Source organism: Delftia sp. JD2, assembly GCF_001682645.1.
Taxonomy (GTDB): Bacteria; Pseudomonadota; Gammaproteobacteria; order Burkholderiales; family Burkholderiaceae_C; genus Comamonas; species Comamonas acidovorans.
In genome coordinates this window covers 76,793-97,178 of sequence record NZ_LFJT01000005.1, presented here as the reverse complement: position 1 = coordinate 97,178, position 20,386 = coordinate 76,793, and the positions used below count along the sequence as shown (strand labels likewise).

The following is a 20,386-nucleotide window of genomic DNA, read 5'->3' as shown; positions in this document are numbered from 1 at the left end:
ATGCTGTTCAGGCCAGCGTGTAGGCGGTCTTCACCGTCGTATAGAACTCCTGTGCATAGCGGCCCTGTTCGCGCGGGCCGTAGCTGCTGCCCTTGCGGCCGCCGAAGGGCACGTGGTAGTCCACGCCGGCCGTGGGCAGGTTGACCATGACCATGCCGGCCTGGCTGTGGCGCTTGAAGTGGGTGGCGTGCTTGAGGCTGGTGGTGGCAACGCCTGCGGCCAGGCCAAAGGGCGTGTCGTTGGCCACGGCCAGGGCTTCCTCGTAGTCCTTCACGCGGATGACGCTGGCCACGGGGCCGAAGACTTCCTCGCGGTTGATGCGCATGGCGGCCTGGGTGTCTACGAACAGGGTGGGCGCCATGTAGTAGCCCTTGTTGCCGCTGCCGGTGTGGCAGGCGGCGGCTGTGCCGCCCGCAGCCAGCACGGCGCCTTCGGCCTTGGCGATTTCCACGTAGCTCAGGTCCTGCTCCAGCTGGGCCTGGCTGACCACGGGGCCCATGTCGGTGCCTGCGGCGCGGGCGTCGCCCACCTTGATCCTGGCCATGCGGGCCTGCAGGGCCTCGATGAAGGCGGGGTAGATCCTGTCGGTGACGATGAGGCGGCTCGATGCCGTGCAGCGCTGGCCCGTGGAGTAGAAGCCGCTTTGCGCGGACAGCTCCACGGCTTGGGTGAGGTCGGCGTCGTCCAGCACGATTTGCGGGTTCTTGCCGCCCATCTCCAGCTGCACCTTCTTGCCGCTTTCCACGCAGGCGCGCGCAATGCCGCGGCCCACGCCGACGGAGCCGGTGAAGCTGATGGCGGCCACGTCGCTGTGGCGCACCAGGGCATCACCGATGACGCGGCCCGGGCCCATGACGAGGTTGAACACGCCGGCCGGAATGCCCGAGCGGTGAATGATGTCGGCCAGCGCCCAGGCGCTGCCGGGCACGAGGTCGGCGGGCTTCAGGACCACGCAGTTGCCGAAGGCCAGGGCCGGGGCGATCTTCCAGGCGGGAATGGCGATGGGGAAGTTCCACGGCGTGATCAGGCCCACCACGCCGACGGGCTCGCGCGTGATTTCCACGCCGATGCCGGGGCGCACGGAGGGCAGGGTTTCGCCGGCCAGGCGCAGGCATTCACCCGCGAAGAACTTGAAGATCTGGCCTGCGCGGCCGACTTCGCCAATGGCTTCGGGGCGGGTCTTGCCTTCCTCGCGCGCCAGCAGGTCGCCCAGCTCTTCCTTGCGGGCCAGGATTTCGTTGCCGATCTTGTCCAGGGCGTCGTGGCGGGCCTGGATGCCCGAGGTGCTCCAGGCGGGAAAGGCCGCGGCTGCCGCGGCGATGGCGGCTTCCACATCGGCGGCATTGCCCTGGGCGTACTCGCCGATCACATCGGACAGGTCGCTGGGGTTGGTGTTGGCGCTGTAGCCGTCGGCGGCCTTCCATTGGCCGTTGATGAGGTTGTCGTAGCGGGACATGAGGTGCTCCGGGAAAGGGGTAACGCAAGGAAGGGGTCAGCGGACCATGCAGGGGCGCTTGTTGTCGAAGGTCCAGCCGGGAATCAGGTACTGCATGGCCATGGCGTCATTGCGCGCGCCCAGGCCGTGCTCCAGGTACAGGGCCTTGGCGCGCTGCAGCGCGGCGCGGTCCACGGTGACGCCCAGGCCCGGGGTCTTGGGCACCTCGACGAAGCCGCCCTTGATCTGCAGCGGGTTCTGGGTGAGGTACTGGCCGTCCTGCCAGATCCAGTGCGTGTCGATGGCCGTGACCTTGCCGGGCACGGCGGCGGCCACGTGGGTGAACATGGCCAGCGAGATGTCGAAGTGGTTGTTGGAGTGCGAGCCCCAGGTCAGGCCCCAGTCGCGGCAGGTCTGGCCCACGCGCACGGAGCCGGCCATGGTCCAGAAATGCGGGTCGGCCAGGGGGATGTCCACGGACTGCAGCGACAGCGCATGCACCATCTGGCGCCAGTCGGTGGCGATCATGTTGGTGGCCGTGGGCAGGCCGGTGGCGCGGCGGAATTCGGCCATGACTTCGCGGCCCGAGAAGCCGTTCTCGGCGCCGCAGGGGTCTTCGGCATAGGCGAGCACGCCGTGCATGTCGCGCATGAGGCGGATGGCGTCCTTGAGCAGCCAGCCGCCGTTGGGGTCCAGCGTGACGCGCGCCTGCGGAAAGCGCCTGGCCAGCGCGGTGACGGCCTCCACCTCCTGCTCGCCGGCCAGCACGCCGCCCTTGAGCTTGAAGTCGTTGAAGCCGTAGCGCGCGTGCGCCGCCTCGGCCTGGCGCACGATGGCGGCCGGGTCCATGGCGGTCATGTGGCGCACCTGCGTCCAGTCGTCGCTGCCGCTTTGGTCTTCGCCTGGTTGGACGTAGGGCAGGTCGGTCTTGTCGGTGGGGCCGGTGAAGAACAGGTAGCCCAGCATCTCCACGCGGTCGCGCTGCTGGCCTTCGCCCAGCAGGGCTGCCACGGGCACGCCCAGGTGCTGGCCCAGCAGGTCCAGCAGGGCCGATTCCACGGCGGTGACGGCATGCACGGCAATGCGCAGATCGAAGGTCTGCAGGCCGCGCCCACCCGTGTCGCGCCCGGCCAGGGCCTGCTGCAGGTTCTGCAGCAGCTTGAGGTGGTTGCCCACGGACTGGCCGATGAGCAGCGCCTTGCTGTCCTCCAGCGCCTGGCGTATGCCTTCGCCGCCAGGCACTTCGCCCACACCGGTATGGCCCGCGCTGTCGTGCACGAGCACGATGTTGCGCGTGAAGTAGGGCGCATGCGCGCCGCTGAGGTTCATGAGCATGCCGTCGCGGCCGGCGACGGGAATGACTTCGATCTCGGTGATGGTCGGGGTGGAGGACATGGCGTGCTCTTGGATCGTTTGGATCGGTCTCTGGGAAAAAACGGCTATGCGGCGGCGGTGCCCGCCTGCTGTGCGGCGGACCACGGCACCTCGGCCTCGGGCCGGCCCGTGGCGATGAACTGCGCCAGGTTGCGCAGCACGAGGTCGGCCATGGCGCGGCGGGTTTCATGCGTGCCGCTGGCGATGTGGGGCGCAATCACCACGTTGTCCTGCGACAGCAGCTCGGCATGGGGGCGGGGCTCGTCCTCGAACACATCCAGGCCCGCGCCTGCGATGCGGCCCTGCTGCAGGGCCTGGACCAGTGCGGCCTCGTCGACCACGCTGCCGCGCGCCACGTTGATCAGAAAGCCCTGCGGGCCCAGCGCGTCCAGCACCTCGGCGTTGACCAGGTGCTGCGTGCCGTCGCCGCCTGCGGCCGTGATGACGAGGAAGTCGGCCCAGCGTGCGAGTTCGAGCAGCGAGGGCTGGTAGAGGTGGGTCGATCCCTCGACCGGGCGGCGGTTGTGATAGGCCACCTCCATGTCGAAGCCGGCCGCGCGGCGCGCCACGGTGGAGCCGATGCGGCCCATGCCGAAGATGCCCAGGCGCTTGCCGCTGGCACGCGTGCGGATGCCGAAGCGGCCTCGGCTCCAGTCGCCCCGGCGCACGAAGCGGTCGGACTCGCTCAGGCCACGCGCCGCATCCAGCAGCAGGGCAAAGGCCATGTCGGCCACGCAGTCGTCCAGCACGCCGGGCGTGTAGCCCACGCGGACGCCCTGGCGCAGCAGGTACTCGCGGTCCAGCGCGTCAAAGCCCACGCCGAAGCTGCTCACAAAGCGCAGCCTGGGCAGGGCCTGCACCACGCTCGCGGGCACGCCCATGGCGGCCGAGGTGACCAGGTATTCGAACTGCGCGCCGTGCTCGGCGAGAAAGCGCTCGCGGTCGGGCTGCTCGGACAGCAGCGTCACCTCATAGGCCTGGGCCAGTTCGGCATCGAGCTGGGGCAGCGGCATCTTGCCGAACTGGAGAACGCGTGGACGGGAGGTCGCCATGCCTTGGAATCCTTGGAACTTGCGGGGGCTGGAAGCCCCGGTGAAAAGGGCCTGCGGTGCGCAGGCCAGCGGGAACGGCCCTGGGGCCGGCCCGTTGTTTCTAGCTCAATCAGCGGTGATTTTTCGGGTCTGGATCAGCTGCTTCCAGCGCTCCGACTCCTGGGCCTGGTAGCGCGTGAATTCCTCGGGCGTGTTGCCCACGATCTCCAGGCCCTGCTCCACGAAGCGCTTGCGGATCTCGGGCTGCTGCACGGAGGCGATGGCGGCCTTGGCCAGCTTGGCCTTCACATCGGCGGGCAGTCCCTTGGGCGCGGCCAGGCCTTGCCAGGAGTAGACCTCGGCGCCCTTGACGCCGGCCTCGGCCAGCGTGGGCACATCGGGCAGCACGGGCGAGCGCTGGCTGCCGGTCACGGCGATCGCATGCAGCTTGCCGCTGCGCAGATGGGGCAGCACGGCGTTGACGTTCTGGAACGAGAAGTCCACCTGGCCGCCGATCAGGTCGGTGATGGCCGGGGCGCCGCCCTTGTAGGGCACATGCATGCCTTCGGTGCCGCTTTGCTGCCAGAACAGCTCGGCCGACAGATGGTCCGATGAGCCGTTGCCCGAACTCGCGAAACTGATCTTGCCGGGGTTGGCCTTGAGCGCGGCGATGACCTCGGCCACGGTGCGGGCCTTCTGCGCGGGGCTGGCCACGAGCACGTTGGGCGCCTGCACGGGGATGGTGATGTAGTCGAAGTCCTTGCCTGCGTCATAGGGCACGTTCTTGACCAAGTGCGGCGTGACCACGAAGGGGCCCAGCGAGGCCACCAGCAGCGTGTAGCCATCGGCCGGTGCGCGCTTGACGGCGCCCGCGCCGATGGTGCCCGTGGCGCCCGGTCGGTTTTCCACCACGAAGGGCTTGCCCAGCTGCTCGCCCATGCTCAGGGCCATGGCGCGCGCCACGGTGTCGGTGGAGCCTCCGGCCGGGAAGGGCACGATGATGTTGACGGCCTTGTCCGGAAAGCTGCCGGCCGCCTGCGCCGTGAGGGCCAGTGCGGCACCCAGCGTGATCAGAATCTTCTTCATGTTCTTGTCTCCTGGGGGGGCGCAAGGGCCGGACTGGCCCCTGCGTCCGGTCCTGTGGCTTATTGCGGGCCGAGCTTGTCGATCAGGGCCTTGAGCTCTTCCAGCTCGGAGGGCTTGAGGTCCGTCAGCGGGGCGCGCACGGGGCCTGCGTCGTGGCCGACCAGCTTGGCGCCGGCCTTGATGATGCTCACGCCGTAGCCTTCGACGCGGTTGCGGATCTTCAGGTAGGGCATGAAGAATTCCTTGAGCAGCTTGTGCTGCGTGGCCATGTCGTCGGTGCGCACGGCTTCGTAGAACGCCATCGCCGTCTTGGGGATGAAGTTGAAGACGGCCGAGGAGTACACCGGCGTGCCCAGGGCCTTGTAGGCTGCCGCATAGACCTCGGCCGTGGGCAGGCCGCCCAGGTAGGCGAAGCGGTCGCCCATCTTCATGAAGATGGCGGACATGGTCTCGATGTTGCCCATGCCGTCCTTGAAGCCCACCAGGTTGGGGCAGCGCTCGGCCAGGATGGCCAGCGATTCGGGCGTGAAGCGGGTGCGGTCGCGGTTGTAGACGATGACGCCGAACTTCACGCTCTTGCAGACCTGCTCCACATGGGCGATCAGGCCTTCCTGGCCGGCTTCGGTCAGGTAGTGGGGCAGCAGCAGGACGCCGTGGGCGCCCAGGCGCTCCGCTTCCTGGGCATGGGCAATCGCCGTGCGCGTGGGGCCGCCGGCGCCCGCGATGATGGGCACCTTGCCGCGGCAGGTGTCCACGGCGGTCTTGATGATCTGGCCGTATTCCTCGCCGTACAGCGAGAAGTACTCGCCCGTGCCGCCGGCCGCGAACAGTGCGCTGGCGCCGTAGGGGGCCAGCCATTCGAGGCGGGCCGCATAGCCCTTGGCATTGAAGTTGCCGTTGCTGTCGAAGTCCGTCACGGGGAAGGACAGCAGGCCGGAACTCATCACGTCTTTGAGGTCTTGGGGGGTCATGGTGCTCTCGGGAATAAGGGTGGGGAAGAAAGAAAAAAGGGTGGAATCAGTCGAGCTTCAAACCGGCTGTTTGAACCACTTTTTGCCAGCGCTGGCGCTCGGTGGTCAGGAAGCGCGCGGTCTCGGCGGGGTTCATGGTCACGACCTCGGCGCCCTGGCCCGTGAGGCGGGCGCGCACCTCGGGCGAGCGGATGGCGGTGATCAGGGCCTCATGCAGGCGCTGGACCACGGCCTCGGGCGTCTTGGCGGGAACGACCACGCCTTGCCAGGTGCCGGTCTCGAAGCCGGGCACGCCCTGCTCGGCGATGGTGGGTACGTTGGCGGCCAGCGGCATGCGCGTGCCCTTGGACAGGCCCAGCAGCTTGAGCTTGCCGCTTTGCACATGGGGATAGGTGGCCAGCATGCCGTTCATCAGCACCTGGGTCTGGCCTGCCACCGTGTCCTGGATGGACTGCACGCCGCCCTTGTAGGGCACGTATTCCCAGCGGGCGCCCGTGGCGCGCGCCAGTTCCACGCCGGCCAGGTGCGGGGCGCTGCCCGTGGCGGTGACGGCAAAGCTCAGGTCTTCCTTCTTGGACAGGGCCACCAGCTCCTGCAGGTTGTTGGCCGGCACCGAAGGATGGACCACCAGCAGGTGGGGCGAGTAGGCCAGCATGGCCGTGCCGCGCAGGTCCCGGGACAGGTCGAAGGACAGCTTGGTGTAGAGCGAGGGCGAGATGGCCAGCGCACCCAGGTCGCACAGCATCAGCGTGTGGCCGTCGGGCTGGGCCTTGGCCACCATGTCGGCACCCAGGTTGCCGTTGGCGCCGGGCTTGTTCTCGATGACCACGGGCTGCTTGAGTTCTGCCGACAGCAGCGGGCCGATGGCGCGCGCGATGATGTCCGAGCTGCCGCCCGGCGGGTAGGGCACCACCAGGCGCAGCGGCCGCGTGGGCCAGTTGCTCTGGGCCAGCGCACCGGCGCCGGTGGCTACGAGGGCGGTGGCGCCAGCGGCGCGCAGGAACTGCTTTCGGCTCAGGGTCATGCTCTTGTCTCCGGGTTTTATGTTGTCAGTTGTCGTACAACTGAAGCCGATTTTTAACCGAGATCTGCAAGCAGTGATAAAGGGTTTTCCCTTGGTTGTCTGAATTCCCGTGACAACGCCATCGGCCCCGAAAGGCCCATGGGAGCACTCAGGCGGCGCTGGTCTTTTGCGCCAGGCGCAGGCGTTCGCGGCTGTTGGTCAGGTGGATGCGCATGGCCGCGCGGGCCGAGTCGGCATCCTGGCGCTCGATGGCGGCGAGGATTTCCTCATGCTCGCGGTTGACGCGGCGCAGGTAGTCGGGGTCGCGCTGGGGCTGGTGGATGGAGGCGATGCGCGTGCGCGGAATCAGCTGGGCGCCGAAGTGCCGCAGGATGTCGCCGAAGTAGCGGTTGCCCGTGGCCTCGGCGATCTGGGTGTGGAAGGCCAGGTCATGGGCCACCGTGTCCTCGCCGCGCGCAAAGGCGATCTCGAAGGCCTGCAGCGCCATGCGTATGCCCTGCAGCTGCTCGGGGCTGCGGCGCAGCGCGGCCAGGCCGGCGCTTTCGGTCTCCAGGCTGATGCGCAGCTCCAGCACGGCCATCACGTCCACGGCGGCCGTCAGCTCGTCGGCATTGAGCATCAGCGTGGATGCGGGCTGGGCGGCGCGCACGAAGGTGCCTATGCCGTGGCGCGTCTCCACCAGGCCCGAGGCCTGCAGGCGCGACAGCGCCTCGCGCACCACGGTGCGGCTGACTTCGTAGGTCTGCACCAGCGACGACTCCGTGGGCAGCTTCTCGCCTTCGGCCAGCAGGCCGTTGCGGATCTTGCTCGCGAACTCGTCGAACAGCAGGGCGGCCAGATTGCGGCCGCTGCGACCGGACTTTCCTCGCAGGGGAAGCTCGATCGTTGGGGGTGATGCGGGAAATCCCTTTGCCGAACTTTCCATGGTGCTGATCATAATCGCTCCAAGTTGTACGACAACGTATCACAAGACGTCCACGCCATCGAGTTTTTTTGATCCTCCTGAACCCGCATTCCAGATGAGCACCACCCACGCGACCCACGCGATCCGCCACATACGCATCACGCCCATTGCCTTCCGCGATCCGCCGCTGCTCAATGCGGCCGGCATCCACGAGCCCTGGGCGCTGCGTTCCATCATCGAGATCGAGACGGCCTCGGGCCTGGTCGGCATCAACGAAAGCTATGGCGACCAGCCCATGCTCGATGCGCTGGCCAAGACCGCGCCCGCGCTGGTGGGGCTGTCGCCCTGGGCGCTCAACGAGATGGAGGCCCGCGTCGCGGCCCTGGTGGCGCCGCCTGCGCTGACGGCTTCCGAATTCCTGGGCCAGCAGGTGTCGCTGGCGCCGGGCACGCATGTGTCCAAGACGGTGGCCAAGGTCGTCAGCGCCTTCGAGGTCGCCATGCTGGACCTGCAGGGCCAGATGGCGGGCGCCCCCATCGTGGATCTGCTGGGCGGCGCCGCGCGCGACAGCGTGCCGTTCTCGGCCTACCTGTTCTACAAGTACGCAGAGCACATCGACAGGCCCTATGGGCCAGATTCTTCGCCCGACGCCTGGGGCGAGGCCCTGGCGCCGCAGCAGCTGGTGGAGCAGGCGCGGCGCATGATTGCGCAGTACGGTTTCCAGAGCATCAAGCTCAAGGCCGGCACGCTGCCGCCCGAGCAGGAGGCGGCCGGCATCCTGGCGCTGGCCGAGGCCTTTCCAGGCACGCCGCTGCGCATCGATCCCAATGGCAACTGGACGGTGGAGACCAGCCTGAAGATCGTGCAGCAGCTGCAGGGCGTGCTCGAGTACTACGAGGACCCGGCGCCCGGCCTGGACGGCATGGCCGCCGTGGCACGCGAGTGCGATGTGCCGCTGGCCACCAACATGGTGGTGACGGACTTTGCCGAGTTCCGCCGCAATGCCGAGATGGGCTGCCCCGTGAAGATCGTGCTCAGTGACCACCATTACTGGGGCGGGCTGCGCGCCACGCAGCGCCTGTCCACGCTGTGCCGCACCTTCGACCTGGGCCTGTCCATGCACAGCAACTCGCACCTGGGCATCAGCCTGGTGGCCATGACGCACCTGTGCGCCAGCGTGCCCCTGCTGACCTATGCCTGCGACACGCACTACCCCTGGCAGGACGAGGAAGTCGTCGAGGGCGGCCGGCTGCAGTTCGAGCAGGGCAGCCTGCGCGTGCCCACGGCGCCCGGCCTGGGTGTGCGGCTGGACCGCGAGGCCCTGGCCCGCCTGCACGACAACTACCTGCACTGCGGCATCCGCAACCGCGACGACCTGGGGCAGATGCGCAAGTACGACCCCGCGTTCACCGGCCACCAGCCGCGCTTCTGAACCCGCTTTCACACCATTCCAACGACAAGCCCTTCCCGGAGACAAGCACCATGCAACGCCGCACACTCATCCAACATTCCCTCGCCAGCGCCCTGCTGCTGGGCACGGCCCTGGCCGCCATGCCCGCCGCCGCGCAGGGCAACTGGCCCACGGGCAAGCCCATCACCTACCTGGTGCCGTTCCCGCCTGGCGGCAATACCGATACGCTGGCGCGCGTGATCGCCCAGCCGCTGAGCAAGGCCCTGGGCACGCCCGTGGTGATCGAGAACAAGGGCGGCGCGGGCGGCAGCGTGGGCTCGGCCATTGCGGCGCGCGCACCGGCCGATGGCTACACCATCCTGGGCGGCACCATCAGCTCGCACGCCATCAATGTGAGCCTGTACGCCAAGCTGGACTACGACCCGGTCAAGTCCTTCACACCGGTGGCCATGCTGGGCTCGGGCCCGCTGGTGCTGGTTGTGCCGGCCTCCAGCCCCTACAAGACGCTGGCTGACGTGCTGGCCGCCAGCAAGGCCAAGGCAGCGGCGGGCGGACTGACCTCGGCCTCGCCGGGCAGCGGCACCTCCAACCACATGGCGCTGGAGCTGCTGGGCTACCAGACGGGCGTGAAGTTCACCCACGTGCCCTACAAGGGCAGCGGCCCGGCCGTGCAGGACGTGATCGGCGGCCAGGTGGACATGATGTTCGACACCGCCCTGGTCGTCGGCCCCCATGTGCAGGCCGGCAAGCTGCGCCCCATTGCCGTGACCAGCTCGCGGCGCCTGGAGTCGCTGCCCGATGTGCCCACCATCGCCGAGGCGGGCGAGAAGGGCTTCGACATGGGATCGTGGCAGGCCGTGTTCGCGCCCGCAGGCACGCCCAAGCCCATCGTGGACCGGCTGCATGCGGAGATCATGAAGATCGTCGCCACGCCCGAGGTGCAGGCGCGCCTGAAGAACTTCGGCATGCTGCCCTCGCAGATGACGCCGGCCGAGCTGGGCGAGTACCAGAAGGCCGAGGTGGTCAAGTGGGGGAAGGTGATCAAGGCTGCTGGAATAAAAGCAGAGTGACCCCCTGAGGCGCTTCGCGCCTTCCCCCTTCTCGCTTCGCGGAGGGGGACAACGCCGTCGCCGCGAGGCGGCTCTTGCTCGGCGTTCCTGAGTTGGGACGTGACGGTTGCGAGGGCTGCACTCCGATTGCGACAGGCCCCTAGAAAATTGAGACATTGCCATGAGTACCCCACTTCCTCTTTCCATCCGCATGCATCCGGCCGACAACGTGGCCATCGTGGCCAATGACGGGGGTTTGCCTGCGGGCACGGTGATGCCCGGGGGGCTGGTGCTGGTCGACAAGGTGCCGCAGGCGCACAAGGTGGCGCTGGTGGATATTGCCGAGGGCGGCGAGGTGCGCCGCTACAACGTGGTGATCGGCTATGCGCTGCAGGCCATTGCTGCGGGCAGCTGGGTGCATGAGCGGCTGCTGCGCATGCCGGGGGCGCTGTCTCTTGAGGGGTTGCCGATCGCCACGGTGCAGCCGCCCGAGCTGCCGCCGCTGACGGGCTACACCTTCGAGGGCTACCGCAATGCCGATGGCACGGTGGGCACGCGCAATATCCTGGCCATCACCACCACGGTGCAGTGCGTGGCCGGGGTGCTGGATTTCGCGGTGGGCCGCATCAAGGCCGAGCTGCTGCCGCGCTATCCGAATGTGGACGATGTGGTGGGCCTGGAGCACAGCTATGGCTGCGGCGTGGCCATCGATGCCGTGGGCGCCGAGATTCCGCAGCGCACGCTGCGCAACATCAGCCACAACCCGAATTTCGGCGGCGAGGTGATGGTGGTGAGCCTGGGCTGCGAGAAGCTGCAGCCCGAGCGGCTGCTGCCGCCGGGCTCGTTTCCCATCGTCGATGAGCGAGAACCCGCGCTGGACGTGGTCTGCCTGCAGGACGAGGCGCATGTGGGCTTTATGTCCATGGTGGACTCCATCATGGGCAGCGCCAGGGTGCATCTGGAGCGGCTGAACGCGCGCCGGCGCGAGACCGTGCCGGCCAGCGCCCTGGTGGTGGGCGTGCAGTGCGGCGGCAGCGATGCGTTCAGCGGCGTCACGGCCAATCCGGCCGTGGGCTTTTGCACCGATTTGCTGGTGCGCGCAGGCGCCACGGTGATGTTCAGCGAGGTGACCGAGGTGCGCGACGGCATCGACCAGCTGACCTCGCGCGCCTCCAGCCCCGAGGTGGCCGAAGCCATGATCGAGGAGATGGCCTGGTACGACGCCTACCTGGACAAGGGCCGCGTGGACCGCAGCGCCAACACCACGCCGGGCAACAAGAAGGGCGGCCTGTCCAACATTGTCGAGAAGGCCATGGGCTCCATCATCAAGAGCGGCACGGCGCCCATCACCGGCGTGCTGTCGCCGGGCCAGCGGCTGGCCGACCGGGGCATCCAAAGCGGCCTGGTCTATGCGGCCACGCCGGCCAGCGACTTCATCTGCGGCACGCTGCAGCTGGCCGCCGGCATGAACCTGCATGTGTTCACCACGGGCCGGGGCACGCCCTACGGCCTGGCCCAGGTGCCCGTGATCAAGGTGGCCACGCGCAGCGACCTGGCGCGGCGCTGGCATGACCTGATGGACGTGAACGCGGGCCGCATCGCCGAAGGCCAGGCCAGCATCGAGGACGTGGGCTGGGAGATGTTCCGCCTGATGCTGGACGTGGCCAGCGGCCGCAAGAAGACCTGGGCCGAGCAGTGGAAGCTGCACAACGCCCTGGTGCTGTTCAATCCAGCGCCCGTGACCTGAGCCGCGCGCACAGGCCCCTGTCGGCACAGGCTGACAGGGCGCTGGTGCGCCGCTGCGCACAATGGGGCCCATGCCCTCAGATACCCCGGAAACTCCCCCCGCCTCGTCCTGGTCCGCACGCCTGCAGCGCCTGATGGAGCTGAACCCGCTGCGCGCCATGTGGAATGCCGTTCAGCTGTGGCTGGACGCCGATGGCCTGCGCATGAGCGCCGCCATGTCCTTCTACGGCATCCTGAGCCTGGCGCCGCTGCTGCTGCTGCTGGTCGGCCTGCTGGGCTGGTGGGTGGACCGCAGCTATGTGGAACACCAGTTGATCGACCAGGTGCAGGACGTGATCGGCGAGCGCGGCGCCCAGGTGGTGCGCGGCGCGCTGGAAAGCGCCCAGCGGCCCGACGAGGGGCGGCTGGCCTCGCTGTTCGGCTTCATCCTGCTGATGTCGGGCGCCACGGGTGTGTTCGTGGAGCTGCAGTCCGCGCTGGAAAAGCTCTGGACCTCGAACGGCGAGCCACCGCCGCCCAAGGCCGTGTGGTGGCGCATGGCCGCGCTGCGGCTGCGCGGCCTGACCTATGTGCTGGCGCTGGGCTTCTTGCTGCTGGTGTCCATGGCCCTGTCCACGGCCATCCAGCTGATCACCAACTGGGCCGGCACCAAGCTGCAGATTCAGCCGCTGGGGCCGCTGATCAGCCTGATCAACGAATGCGTGTCCTTCGGCATTGCCGTGCTGCTCTTTGTGGGGCTGATGCGCATCGGCAGCGGCCCCAAGCCCCGGCTGCGCTATCTGATCTTCGGCGCCATCGTCGGCGCCCTGCTGTTCACGCTGGGCAAGCAGGCCCTGGCCTGGTATCTGTCCACGGCGGCCGTGGTCTCGGCCTATGGCGCGGCGGGTTCGCTGGTGGTGCTGTTGATGTGGATCTATTTCTCGTCGGCCATCCTGCTGCTGTCGGCCGCCACGGCCAAGGCCTTCAGCGACGCCGAGGTGCGCTTCACCCACCCCATCCGCTGGGCGCCGCCCGCCGGTCCAGCGCAGGCCAGGGACACTTCGGACGGCAAGGGCTGAGCGGCTGCATTTCGACGAAGATGAACGCCTGCGCCGCGGCCCGCAAAGCCGCGGCGCAGGGCGTTTGGGAGTGGAACAATGCAGCGAAAGTCCCCGGGCACCGAGGCCCGGGGCCAAGGACAACATGGACCGATTGCAGACCATGCGGGTGTTTCAGACCGTGGCCGACGAGGCCGGGTTTTCGGCGGCGGCGCGTCGCCTGGACATGTCCGTGCCCACGGTCACGCGCCTGGTGGCCGACCTGGAGCAGCACCTGGGCACGCGGCTGCTGCAGCGCACCACGCGCAGCGTGTCGCTGACCGAGGCCGGCGAGGCCTATCTGGAGCGCGTGCGCGGCATCCTGGCCGATGTGGAGGATGCCTTCAGCTTGGCGCAGGCGCACACGCTGGAGCTGTCGGGCGCCGTGCGCGTGCTCACGCCGCCCGTGTTTGCCGAGCATGTGCTGGCGCCGCTGGTGGCGGACTTCCACCGCCTGCATCCGCGCATCTGCATCGAGGTCTTCGTGGAGTCGGCCAGCGAGGCCGCCGTGGGCGAGTACGACATCACCTTCCTCAACGCCGAGGAGGGCTATGACGGCAACGTGGTGGCGCGGCCCATCGTTACCACCTGCGGCCTGGCCTGCGCCTCGCCCGAGTACCTGGACGCCCATGGCGTGCCCGCCGTGCCCGAGGATCTGGCGGGCCACCAGTGCCTGCTGCGCCGCCGCGCCCAGGGCCGCTCCGACGTGCTGCGCCTGCGCCGGCTCGATGGCAACGCGGGCGAGGCCGAGGTGGCCGTGCAGCCCGTGCTGGTGGCCAACCACACCGGCACGCTGCTGCGTGCCACGCTGGACGGCGCGGGCATCAGCACCCAGCCGCTGGACCTGATCGCGCGCCACCTGCGTTCGGGCCGGCTGCGCCATGTGCTGCCCGAATGGACCACGGGCCATTTCACCCTCTACGCCACCTTGCCCACGCGCAAGTTCATGCCGGCGCGCGTGCGCAGCTTCCTGGACTTCGTGGCCGAGCACACGCAGCGCTCCATGCAGGGCCTGCCCGCCAACTTGCCGGCCCTGTCCATCTGAGCGCGGCTGTCATCTAGGTTACTGGCGGGGCCCTGAGGGTCTCGGGGTTTCCCAGGTGAATTCCGCTGTGCGGAATCTTCGGGTTGATCGTGGCGCCGCCCCCCTCCTAAGCTGGCCTTGCCTGTCTGCCGCATGCGTTGTCGCGCCGCGCCGGCCGGCCATGCAAAGGAGACAAGACAATGCAAGCACAGACCCTGGCCGGGCGCCGAGCCGCGCCTTTCCGCAGGAGGCGTTGAATGGACGTTTTTCTGCAGCAAGTGCTCAACGGCCTGACCCTGGGCGGCATCTACGGCCTGGTGGCCCTGGGCCTGACCCTGGTCTACGGCATCCTGCACGTGCCCAATTTCGCGCACGGCGGCTTCTACATGATCGGCGCCTTCGTGGCCTTCCAGGCCATGGTGGCCTGGAGCTGGGGCTACTGGGCGGCCATGCTGACCGCAGCCGTCGCGGTGGCGGTGCTGGGCATCGTCAGCGAGCGGCTGATCTTCCATCCGCTGCGCAAGGCCTCGCCCCTGCATCCCAAGATCGCCTCCATCGGGCTGCTGCTGTTCCTGGAGGCGGGCGCCCAGGCGCTGTGGGGCGCGGACTTCCAGCGCATGCCCACGCCCTACACCTCCATCGTGGAGATGGGCGGCATCACGGCGCCCGCGCAGCGCCTGCTGATCATCGGCGCGGCCTTTGCGCTGATGGTGGCCCTGCACCTGTTCCTGACGCGCACCATCACGGGCGCGACCATCATCGCCATGGCGCAGAACCGCGAAGGCGCATCGATGGTGGGCATCGATGCCAACCGCGTATCCATGCTGACCTTTGCCATCTCGGGCGTGCTCGCGGCCGTGGCGGCCACGCTGTATGCGCCCATCAACCTGGTCTATCCGGCCATGGGCCACCTGGTCATCACCAAGGCCTTCGTGATCATCATCCTGGGCGGCATGGGCAGCATCCCGGGCGCCGTGCTGGGCGGACTGATCATCGGCTTTGCCGAGAGCTTCGGCGCCTACTACATCTCCACCGACTACAAGGACATCATCGCCTTCGTGCTGCTGGTGGTGATCCTGTCGCTGCGCCCGCAGGGCCTGTTCGCCAAGAGGAGTCATTGAATGAACGGATTCATCGACTCCCGCGTTGCCTGGGGCCTGCTGCTGGCCGCCGGCATCGCCTTCCCCTGGCTGGCGGGCAATGACTACCACCTCACGGTGATGAGCACGGCCTACATCTTCGCCATCGCCACGCTGGGCCTGAACCTGATCACGGGCTACACGGGCCAGCTCAACCTCGCGCATGCGGGCTTCATGGCCGCGGGCGCCTATACCGTGGGCATCCTCACGGTGGACCATGGCTGGCCGTTCTGGGGCGGGCTGGTGATGTCGGGCGTGGTGTGCGCGGTGCTGGGCTACCTGATCGGCATCGTCTCGCTGCGCCTGAAGGGGCATTACTTCTCGATCTTCACGCTGTGCGTGGGCTACATCATGTTCCTCGTGATCGAGAAGTGGGAGGGCCTGACCCACGGCACCGTGGGCATCATGGGCATCCCCGCGCCCGAGGCCCTGGGCGCGCTGAGCTTCGAGTCGCCGCTGGCGCTGTACTACCTGGTGCTGGCCTTCCTCGTGGCCTCGGTCTGGGTGATGCGGCGCATCGTCCGGTCGCTGCTGGGCCGCACCTTCATGGCCATCCGCAACAGCGACGAATTGGCCGAGGCGCTGGGCATCAACCTCATGCGCAACAAGGTGCTGGCCTTCATGCTGAGCGTGGTCTACGCGGGCGTGGCCGGCGGCCTGTACGCCGGCTTCGTGCGCTTCATCGGTCCCGACATGGCCGGCGTGCACCATACCTTCGACATGATGATCTTCGCCATGGTCGGCGGCATGGGCACGGTGCTGGGGCCGCTGCTGGGCGCCATCGGCATGCCCTGGATCACGCAGTACCTGCAGTTCCTGCAGGAGTACCGCTTCATCGTCTTCGGCCCGATTCTCGTGATGCTGGTGATCTTCATGCCCTACGGCGTGGTGGGCAGCTTCACCGCATGGCGCGCGCGCCGCAATGCCAAGGAGGGCAAGCCGCATGCTCAAGATTGACCACCTGACCAAGACCTTCGGCGGGCTGGCCGCCGTCAACGATGTCAGCACCGTGATCGAGGAAGGCCGCATCAACGCCATCATCGGCCCCAACGGCGCGGGCAAGACCACGTTCTTCAACCTGATCAGCTGCGTGCACAAGCCCACCTCGGGCACCATCACCTTCAACGGCCAGGACGTGACCTCGCTGCGCACCGACCAGGTGGCGAAACTGGGCGTGGCGCGCACCTTCCAGACCACGGCGCTGTTCGACCGCGCCACGGTGCTGGACAACCTCATCGTGGGCCACCGGCTGCGCACGCGCTCAGGCCTGTGGGACGTGCTGCGCGGCTCCAGCCGCCTGCGCGAGGAAGAGCGCGTGTGCCGCGAAAAGGCGCGCGACGCGCTGGACTTCGTGGGCCTGTCGCATGTGGCCGGCCGCATTGCGGGCGACATCACGCAGGAGGAGCGCAAGCGCGTGGCCTTCGCGCTGGCCCTGGCCACCGACCCGAAGCTGATGCTGCTCGACGAGCCCGCTGGCGGCGTCAACCCCGAGGAGACCGAGGGCCTGGCCGAGCTGATCCGCAAGCTGGTGCGCCACGGCATCACGGTGGCGCTGATCGAGCACAAGATGGGCATGATCATGAGCCTGGCCGACAAGATCCTGGTGCTCAGTTACGGCGAGAAGATCGCCGAGGGCACGCCCGAGGAAATACGCCGCAACCCCGCCGTCATCGATGCCTACCTGGGGAGCGAGCATGCTGAAGTTTGAGAACGTGTCGCTGCGCTACGGCAGCTTCCTGGCGCTGGACGGGGTCAGCCTGCATGCCGACCGGGGCGAGCTGGTGGTGCTGCTGGGCGCCAACGGCGCGGGCAAGAGTTCGCTGTTCCTCACGGCCAGCGGCATCCACAAGGCCGCAGGCGGCTCCATCGTCTGGAATGGCAAGGAGCTGGCCGGCAGCAAGCCATCGGCCATCGTGCAGTCCGGCGTGGTGCAGTGCCCCGAAGGGCGCAAGCTGTTTCCCCAGATGTCGGTGCTGCGCAACCTGCAGCTGGGCGCCTATGTGCACCGCCGCGACCCCGGTCCCAGCCAGAAGACGCTGCAGGAGGTGATGGAGCTGTTTCCCATCCTGCGCGAGAAGCAGCACGACCCGGCCGGCTCGCTGTCGGGCGGCCAGCAGCAGATGGTGGCCATCGGCCGCGCCATGATGGGCCGGCCCCAGGCCCTGCTGCTGGACGAGCCCTCGCTGGGCCTGGCGCCCCTGGTCATCAAGCAGATGTTCGAGGCCATCCAGCGCATCAACGCCGCTGGCACCACCGTGCTGCTGGCCGAGCAGAACGCCTATGCGGCGCTGAAGATCGCGCACCGCGCCTATGTGATGGAAAGCGGCCGCATCGTGCGCGAGGGCAAGCCGGCCGAGCTGCTGGCTGACGACTCCATCCGAAAAGCCTACATCGGTGCATGACATGACACTGCACCCCCTGAGCCGCTGCGCGGCTTCCCCCTCTCTCTCGCTTCGCGAGGGAGGGGGACGACGCCCTCGCTGCGGGGCGGCCCTTGCTCGGCGTCCCTGGTCTGGGCTGCGCCGGATTTATGCGTTGCGTCAGCAGCGATTCGTTCTTCACTATCCAAGGAGACAGACATGACAGCATTCGCACCATTGACCCGCCGCAGGGTGGGCACGCTGGCCCTGGCCTGCGCCGCCGTGGCCGCTGCCGGCCCCGCGCTGGCGCAGGAGGTGGTCAAGATCGGCTACTCGGGCCCGCTGTCGGGCGGCGCTGCCCAGTACGGCAAGAACGTGCTCGACGGCATGCAGATGGCCGTCTCCGAGATCAATGCCGCAGCTCCCGAGATCGGTGGCAAGAAGGTCAAGATCGAGATCGTGCCGCTGGACGACAAGTACAACCCGTCCGAGACCGCGATCAACGCCCAGCGCCTGGTGCAGCAGCACAAGACGGCGGCCATCCTGGTGCCGCATTCGGGCGGCATCTTCGCGCTGCAGACCACCAACGAGCGCAGCAACTTCATCGTGCTGGCCTACAGCTCGGTGCCGCAGATCACCAACCGGGGCAACAAGCTGACCCTGCGCATCCCGCCCGAGTTCACCTCGTACATCGACCCGTTCTCTAAATACGTGATGGGCCGCTTCGGCAAGAAGGTGGCCCTGGTCGGCGCCGACCACGACTACGCCAAGGCCTGGGTCGCCGCCTTCAAGCCCGGCTGGGAAAAGCTGGGGGGCACCGTGGTGGCCGAGAACGCCATGAGCTACAACCGCGCCACCGATTTCTACAGCGGCGTGAGCAAGGCCCTGGCCGAGAAGCCCGACGTGCTCTTCGTGGGCGGTGCCTCCGAGCCCACGGCCCTGGTCGTCAAGCAGGCGCGCGAGCTGGGCTTCAAGGGCGGCTTCGTGGTCATGGACCAGGCCAAGCTCGACGAAATGGCCCGCGTGGTCGGCGGCTATGCGCCGCTGGAAGGCGCCATTGGCGTCATGCCCGTGTCCGAGGACACCAAGCCCGAGAACAAGGCCTTCGTCGAACGCTTCGGCAAGGTCTACCCCGGCCGCATCCCGGGCTCGGAGGCGCAGTGGAACTACACGGCCGTGCACGCCACCGTCAAGGCCATGCAGCTGGCCGGCTCGGCCTCGGACACCAAGGCCATCCACGCCAAGCTCGACGAGGCCTACAAATCCCTGCGTCCCGACGTGAACCCCGGCGGCGTCAAGGGCGTGGATGAGCGCGGCGGCACCCTGACCACGGAACGCGGTGCCGCTGTGCGCGACGGCAAGATTGAGGCGGTGATGACGGTGGGGAGCAGGTAAAGCTATTGAGCGCGGCCGTGCCTTCGTGTCCGGCCGCGCCTCAGAGGCTGCGCTTGAGGCGCCCGGATTCGATGTCCGCGCGCAGCAATTCGTTGACGCGTGTTTGCCAGCCCTGGCCGGTGGCCTTGAGCGCTTGCAGTACGTCGGGGTCGAAGCGGATGTTGGTGGCGATCTTGGCATCTGCCTTGACCGAGCCTTGCGGGCGGCCCCGTTTGCGCGCGGCAATCTGCTCGGGCGTGTGCACGGCGGCAAACTGGCCTGCCTTGGCCTCTTGCAGCGCCTGACGCAGGCCGGGAACCGCCTCGCCCGCGTCGGCCTCGATGGCCTGGGCCAGCTTTTCCGTGTCCATGGCCTGCAGGGCCTTCAGGGACTTCACCATGGTCAACTCCTTCGGATGTCCTTGGGCAGGAGTTTGTTTGCTCGGCCTTGGCATACAAAGGCTTTTATTGAAACAAAAAGGAGCGCCTCGGCGCTCCTCTGTGGTCAGCGCGATGCGCCTTACAACAAGCTCGCTCCACCATCCAGCACCAACGCCTGCCCCGTCATGTGCCGCGACGCATCGGACGCCAGGTAGACCACGGCGCCCTTGAGGTCCTCCTCGCCGCCGATGCGGCGCAGCGGGGCGCGGGCGATGAGCTGGTCGCCGAGCTTGTCGATGAGGCCGTTGGCCAGCTTGCTGGGGAAGAAGCCCGGGCAGATGGAGTTGACGCGGATGCCGTAGTGGCCCCATTCCGAGGCCAGGGTGCGCGCCAGGTGCACGGCGGCCGCCTTGGAGGTGTTGTAGGCCACGGTGTTCATGCCGGGCGGCGTGCCCTTGAAGGCCGCGACCGAGGCCGTGATGATCACGTTGCCCTGGCCCTTGGGGATCATCACGCGCCTGGCCACTTCGCGGGTGAGGAAGAAGGGCGCGGAGACGTTGAGGTTCATGACCTTGTTCCAGGCCTCGTCCGGGTATTCCTCGGCCTTGGCGCCCCAGGTGGCGCCGGCGTTGTTGACGAGGATGTCGATGTCGCCGCAGCGCGTCAGCACGTCATCGACCAGGGCGGGGATGGTGTCGAACTTCTGCAGGTCGTTGGTGAAGGTCTCGACCTGGTAGCCCAGGCCTTGCAGGTGGGCCTTGGCTTCGGCCAGTTCGTCGGACTTGCGCGCCGTGATGGCGAGGCGGGCGCCCATCTCGCCCAGCGCCTCGGCCATCTGCAGGCCCAGGCCGCGCGAGCCTCCGGTGATGAGGGCGGTCTTGCCGGTGAGGTTGAACAGTGCTTTCACGCTCATGCTGGGTGTCTCCTGCCTTGGTTTCCTGATGGTTGAGCAACGCCCTCCATGCTAGGGCGCCAGGGCGGCGCGCGCTGTCGTCTTGGCTA

At 68.0% G+C, this 20,386-nt stretch carries 19 protein-coding genes; 10 read left to right on the top strand and 9 right to left on the bottom strand.

Features of this window, described 5'->3' with window-relative positions; all coding sequences use genetic code 11:
- Positions 1 to 7: 7 nt before the first annotated feature.
- From ACM14_RS04410 to ACM14_RS04380, 7 genes are all read right to left on the bottom strand, one after another.
- Positions 8 to 1,456, bottom strand: a complete 1,449-nt coding sequence (locus tag ACM14_RS04410) for an aldehyde dehydrogenase family protein (protein ID WP_065345454.1) — start codon at positions 1,454 to 1,456, stop codon at positions 8 to 10.
- 36 nt (positions 1,457 to 1,492) lie between these two features.
- Positions 1,493 to 2,830: an enolase C-terminal domain-like protein gene (locus ACM14_RS04405; protein ID WP_065345453.1), complete on the bottom strand. Its 1,338-nt coding sequence runs from the start codon at positions 2,828 to 2,830 to the stop codon at positions 1,493 to 1,495.
- Between the two features lie 44 nt (positions 2,831 to 2,874).
- The gene (locus ACM14_RS04400; protein WP_065345452.1) at positions 2,875 to 3,861 is read right to left on the bottom strand and encodes a 2-hydroxyacid dehydrogenase; all 987 of its coding nucleotides are present in this window, start codon (positions 3,859 to 3,861) and stop codon (positions 2,875 to 2,877) included.
- A 105-nt stretch (positions 3,862 to 3,966) separates the two neighbouring features.
- Positions 3,967 to 4,926: a tripartite tricarboxylate transporter substrate binding protein gene (locus ACM14_RS04395; protein WP_065345451.1), complete on the bottom strand. Its 960-nt coding sequence runs from the start codon at positions 4,924 to 4,926 to the stop codon at positions 3,967 to 3,969.
- A 59-nt stretch (positions 4,927 to 4,985) separates the two neighbouring features.
- The gene (kdgD, locus tag ACM14_RS04390; RefSeq protein WP_012202190.1) at positions 4,986 to 5,897 is read right to left on the bottom strand and encodes a 5-dehydro-4-deoxyglucarate dehydratase; all 912 of its coding nucleotides are present in this window, start codon (positions 5,895 to 5,897) and stop codon (positions 4,986 to 4,988) included.
- A 46-nt stretch (positions 5,898 to 5,943) separates the two neighbouring features.
- Entirely contained in the window at positions 5,944 to 6,921 is a 978-nt protein-coding gene (locus tag ACM14_RS04385) for a tripartite tricarboxylate transporter substrate binding protein (protein ID WP_013800130.1), read from the bottom strand.
- Between the two features lie 148 nt (positions 6,922 to 7,069).
- Positions 7,070 to 7,846 carry a FadR/GntR family transcriptional regulator gene (locus ACM14_RS04380; protein ID WP_224986218.1) on the bottom strand — a complete coding sequence of 259 codons (777 nt, stop codon included), beginning with the start codon at positions 7,844 to 7,846 and terminating at the stop codon, positions 7,070 to 7,072.
- 94 nt (positions 7,847 to 7,940) lie between these two features.
- On the opposite strand from ACM14_RS04380, the gene ACM14_RS04375 reads away from it, so the two are divergent.
- The 10 genes from ACM14_RS04375 to ACM14_RS04330 all read left to right on the top strand — a co-directional run bounded on the left by ACM14_RS04375 (position 7,941) and on the right by ACM14_RS04330 (position 19,025).
- Positions 7,941 to 9,257 (top strand): glucarate dehydratase family protein, encoded by a 1,317-nt coding sequence (locus ACM14_RS04375; RefSeq protein ID WP_065345450.1) that lies wholly within the window; start codon positions 7,941 to 7,943, stop codon positions 9,255 to 9,257.
- A 50-nt stretch (positions 9,258 to 9,307) separates the two neighbouring features.
- Entirely contained in the window at positions 9,308 to 10,306 is a 999-nt protein-coding gene (locus tag ACM14_RS04370; RefSeq protein WP_063327751.1) for a tripartite tricarboxylate transporter substrate binding protein, read from the top strand.
- A 160-nt stretch (positions 10,307 to 10,466) separates the two neighbouring features.
- Positions 10,467 to 12,032, top strand: a complete 1,566-nt coding sequence (garD, locus tag ACM14_RS04365; protein WP_065345449.1) for a galactarate dehydratase — start codon at positions 10,467 to 10,469, stop codon at positions 12,030 to 12,032.
- A gap of 70 nt (positions 12,033 to 12,102) precedes the next feature.
- A complete protein-coding gene (locus tag ACM14_RS04360) occupies positions 12,103 to 13,089 on the top strand; it encodes a YihY/virulence factor BrkB family protein (RefSeq protein ID WP_013800134.1) in 987 nt (328 codons plus the stop codon).
- A gap of 124 nt (positions 13,090 to 13,213) precedes the next feature.
- Positions 13,214 to 14,152: a LysR family transcriptional regulator gene (locus ACM14_RS04355; protein ID WP_043780296.1), complete on the top strand. Its 939-nt coding sequence runs from the start codon at positions 13,214 to 13,216 to the stop codon at positions 14,150 to 14,152.
- A gap of 236 nt (positions 14,153 to 14,388) precedes the next feature.
- Complete coding sequence (locus ACM14_RS04350) at positions 14,389 to 15,252, top strand: branched-chain amino acid ABC transporter permease (RefSeq protein ID WP_012202199.1); 864 nt, start codon at positions 14,389 to 14,391, stop codon at positions 15,250 to 15,252.
- The gene (locus tag ACM14_RS04345) at positions 15,253 to 16,227 is read left to right on the top strand and encodes a branched-chain amino acid ABC transporter permease (protein ID WP_012202200.1); all 975 of its coding nucleotides are present in this window, start codon (positions 15,253 to 15,255) and stop codon (positions 16,225 to 16,227) included.
- Entirely contained in the window at positions 16,214 to 16,978 is a 765-nt protein-coding gene (locus tag ACM14_RS04340) for an ABC transporter ATP-binding protein (RefSeq protein WP_013800137.1), read from the top strand. The genes ACM14_RS04345 and ACM14_RS04340 overlap by 14 nt, the downstream gene beginning before the upstream one ends.
- Positions 16,965 to 17,672, top strand: coding sequence for an ABC transporter ATP-binding protein (locus ACM14_RS04335; protein WP_043823207.1), 708 nt, complete (start codon positions 16,965 to 16,967; stop codon positions 17,670 to 17,672). The genes ACM14_RS04340 and ACM14_RS04335 overlap by 14 nt, the downstream gene beginning before the upstream one ends.
- A 177-nt stretch (positions 17,673 to 17,849) precedes the next feature.
- Positions 17,850 to 19,025, top strand: coding sequence for an ABC transporter substrate-binding protein (locus ACM14_RS04330; RefSeq protein ID WP_012202203.1), 1,176 nt, complete (start codon positions 17,850 to 17,852; stop codon positions 19,023 to 19,025).
- Positions 19,026 to 19,065: 40 nt separating this feature from the next.
- Here the strand turns inward: ACM14_RS04330 and ACM14_RS04325 are convergent, their stop codons facing one another.
- Both ACM14_RS04325 and ACM14_RS04320 read right to left on the bottom strand, forming a co-directional pair.
- Positions 19,066 to 19,404 (bottom strand): BrnA antitoxin family protein, encoded by a 339-nt coding sequence (locus ACM14_RS04325; protein WP_052155364.1) that lies wholly within the window; start codon positions 19,402 to 19,404, stop codon positions 19,066 to 19,068.
- Between the two features lie 119 nt (positions 19,405 to 19,523).
- The gene (locus ACM14_RS04320) at positions 19,524 to 20,297 is read right to left on the bottom strand and encodes an SDR family oxidoreductase (protein WP_012202205.1); all 774 of its coding nucleotides are present in this window, start codon (positions 20,295 to 20,297) and stop codon (positions 19,524 to 19,526) included.
- Positions 20,298 to 20,386: the final 89 nt, after the last annotated feature.

Excerpts from the sequence above, each read along its gene's own strand:
- ACM14_RS04410 (WP_065345454.1), bottom strand. The coding sequence starts at position 1,456 with ATGTCCCGCTACGACAACCTCATCAACGGCCAATGGAAGGCCGCCGAC.
- ACM14_RS04320 (WP_012202205.1), bottom strand. The coding sequence starts at position 20,297 with ATGAGCGTGAAAGCACTGTTCAACCTCACCGGCAAGACCGCCCTCATC.
- garD (WP_065345449.1), top strand. The coding sequence starts at position 10,467 with ATGAGTACCCCACTTCCTCTTTCCATCCGCATGCATCCGGCCGACAAC.
- ACM14_RS04380 (WP_224986218.1), bottom strand. The coding sequence starts at position 7,846 with ATGGAAAGTTCGGCAAAGGGATTTCCCGCATCACCCCCAACGATCGAG.
- ACM14_RS04370 (WP_063327751.1), top strand. The coding sequence starts at position 9,308 with ATGCAACGCCGCACACTCATCCAACATTCCCTCGCCAGCGCCCTGCTG.
- ACM14_RS04350 (WP_012202199.1), top strand. The coding sequence starts at position 14,389 with ATGGACGTTTTTCTGCAGCAAGTGCTCAACGGCCTGACCCTGGGCGGC.
- ACM14_RS04375 (WP_065345450.1), top strand. The coding sequence starts at position 7,941 with ATGAGCACCACCCACGCGACCCACGCGATCCGCCACATACGCATCACG.
- kdgD (WP_012202190.1), bottom strand. The coding sequence starts at position 5,897 with ATGACCCCCCAAGACCTCAAAGACGTGATGAGTTCCGGCCTGCTGTCC.
- ACM14_RS04325 (WP_052155364.1), bottom strand. The coding sequence starts at position 19,404 with ATGGTGAAGTCCCTGAAGGCCCTGCAGGCCATGGACACGGAAAAGCTG.
- ACM14_RS04385 (WP_013800130.1), bottom strand. The coding sequence starts at position 6,921 with ATGACCCTGAGCCGAAAGCAGTTCCTGCGCGCCGCTGGCGCCACCGCC.
- ACM14_RS04405 (WP_065345453.1), bottom strand. The coding sequence starts at position 2,830 with ATGTCCTCCACCCCGACCATCACCGAGATCGAAGTCATTCCCGTCGCC.
- ACM14_RS04355 (WP_043780296.1), top strand. The coding sequence starts at position 13,214 with ATGGACCGATTGCAGACCATGCGGGTGTTTCAGACCGTGGCCGACGAG.
- ACM14_RS04400 (WP_065345452.1), bottom strand. The coding sequence starts at position 3,861 with ATGGCGACCTCCCGTCCACGCGTTCTCCAGTTCGGCAAGATGCCGCTG.
- ACM14_RS04340 (WP_013800137.1), top strand. The coding sequence starts at position 16,214 with ATGCTCAAGATTGACCACCTGACCAAGACCTTCGGCGGGCTGGCCGCC.
- ACM14_RS04360 (WP_013800134.1), top strand. The coding sequence starts at position 12,103 with ATGCCCTCAGATACCCCGGAAACTCCCCCCGCCTCGTCCTGGTCCGCA.
- ACM14_RS04330 (WP_012202203.1), top strand. The coding sequence starts at position 17,850 with ATGACAGCATTCGCACCATTGACCCGCCGCAGGGTGGGCACGCTGGCC.
- ACM14_RS04335 (WP_043823207.1), top strand. The coding sequence starts at position 16,965 with ATGCTGAAGTTTGAGAACGTGTCGCTGCGCTACGGCAGCTTCCTGGCG.
- ACM14_RS04345 (WP_012202200.1), top strand. The coding sequence starts at position 15,253 with ATGAACGGATTCATCGACTCCCGCGTTGCCTGGGGCCTGCTGCTGGCC.
- ACM14_RS04395 (WP_065345451.1), bottom strand. The coding sequence starts at position 4,926 with ATGAAGAAGATTCTGATCACGCTGGGTGCCGCACTGGCCCTCACGGCG.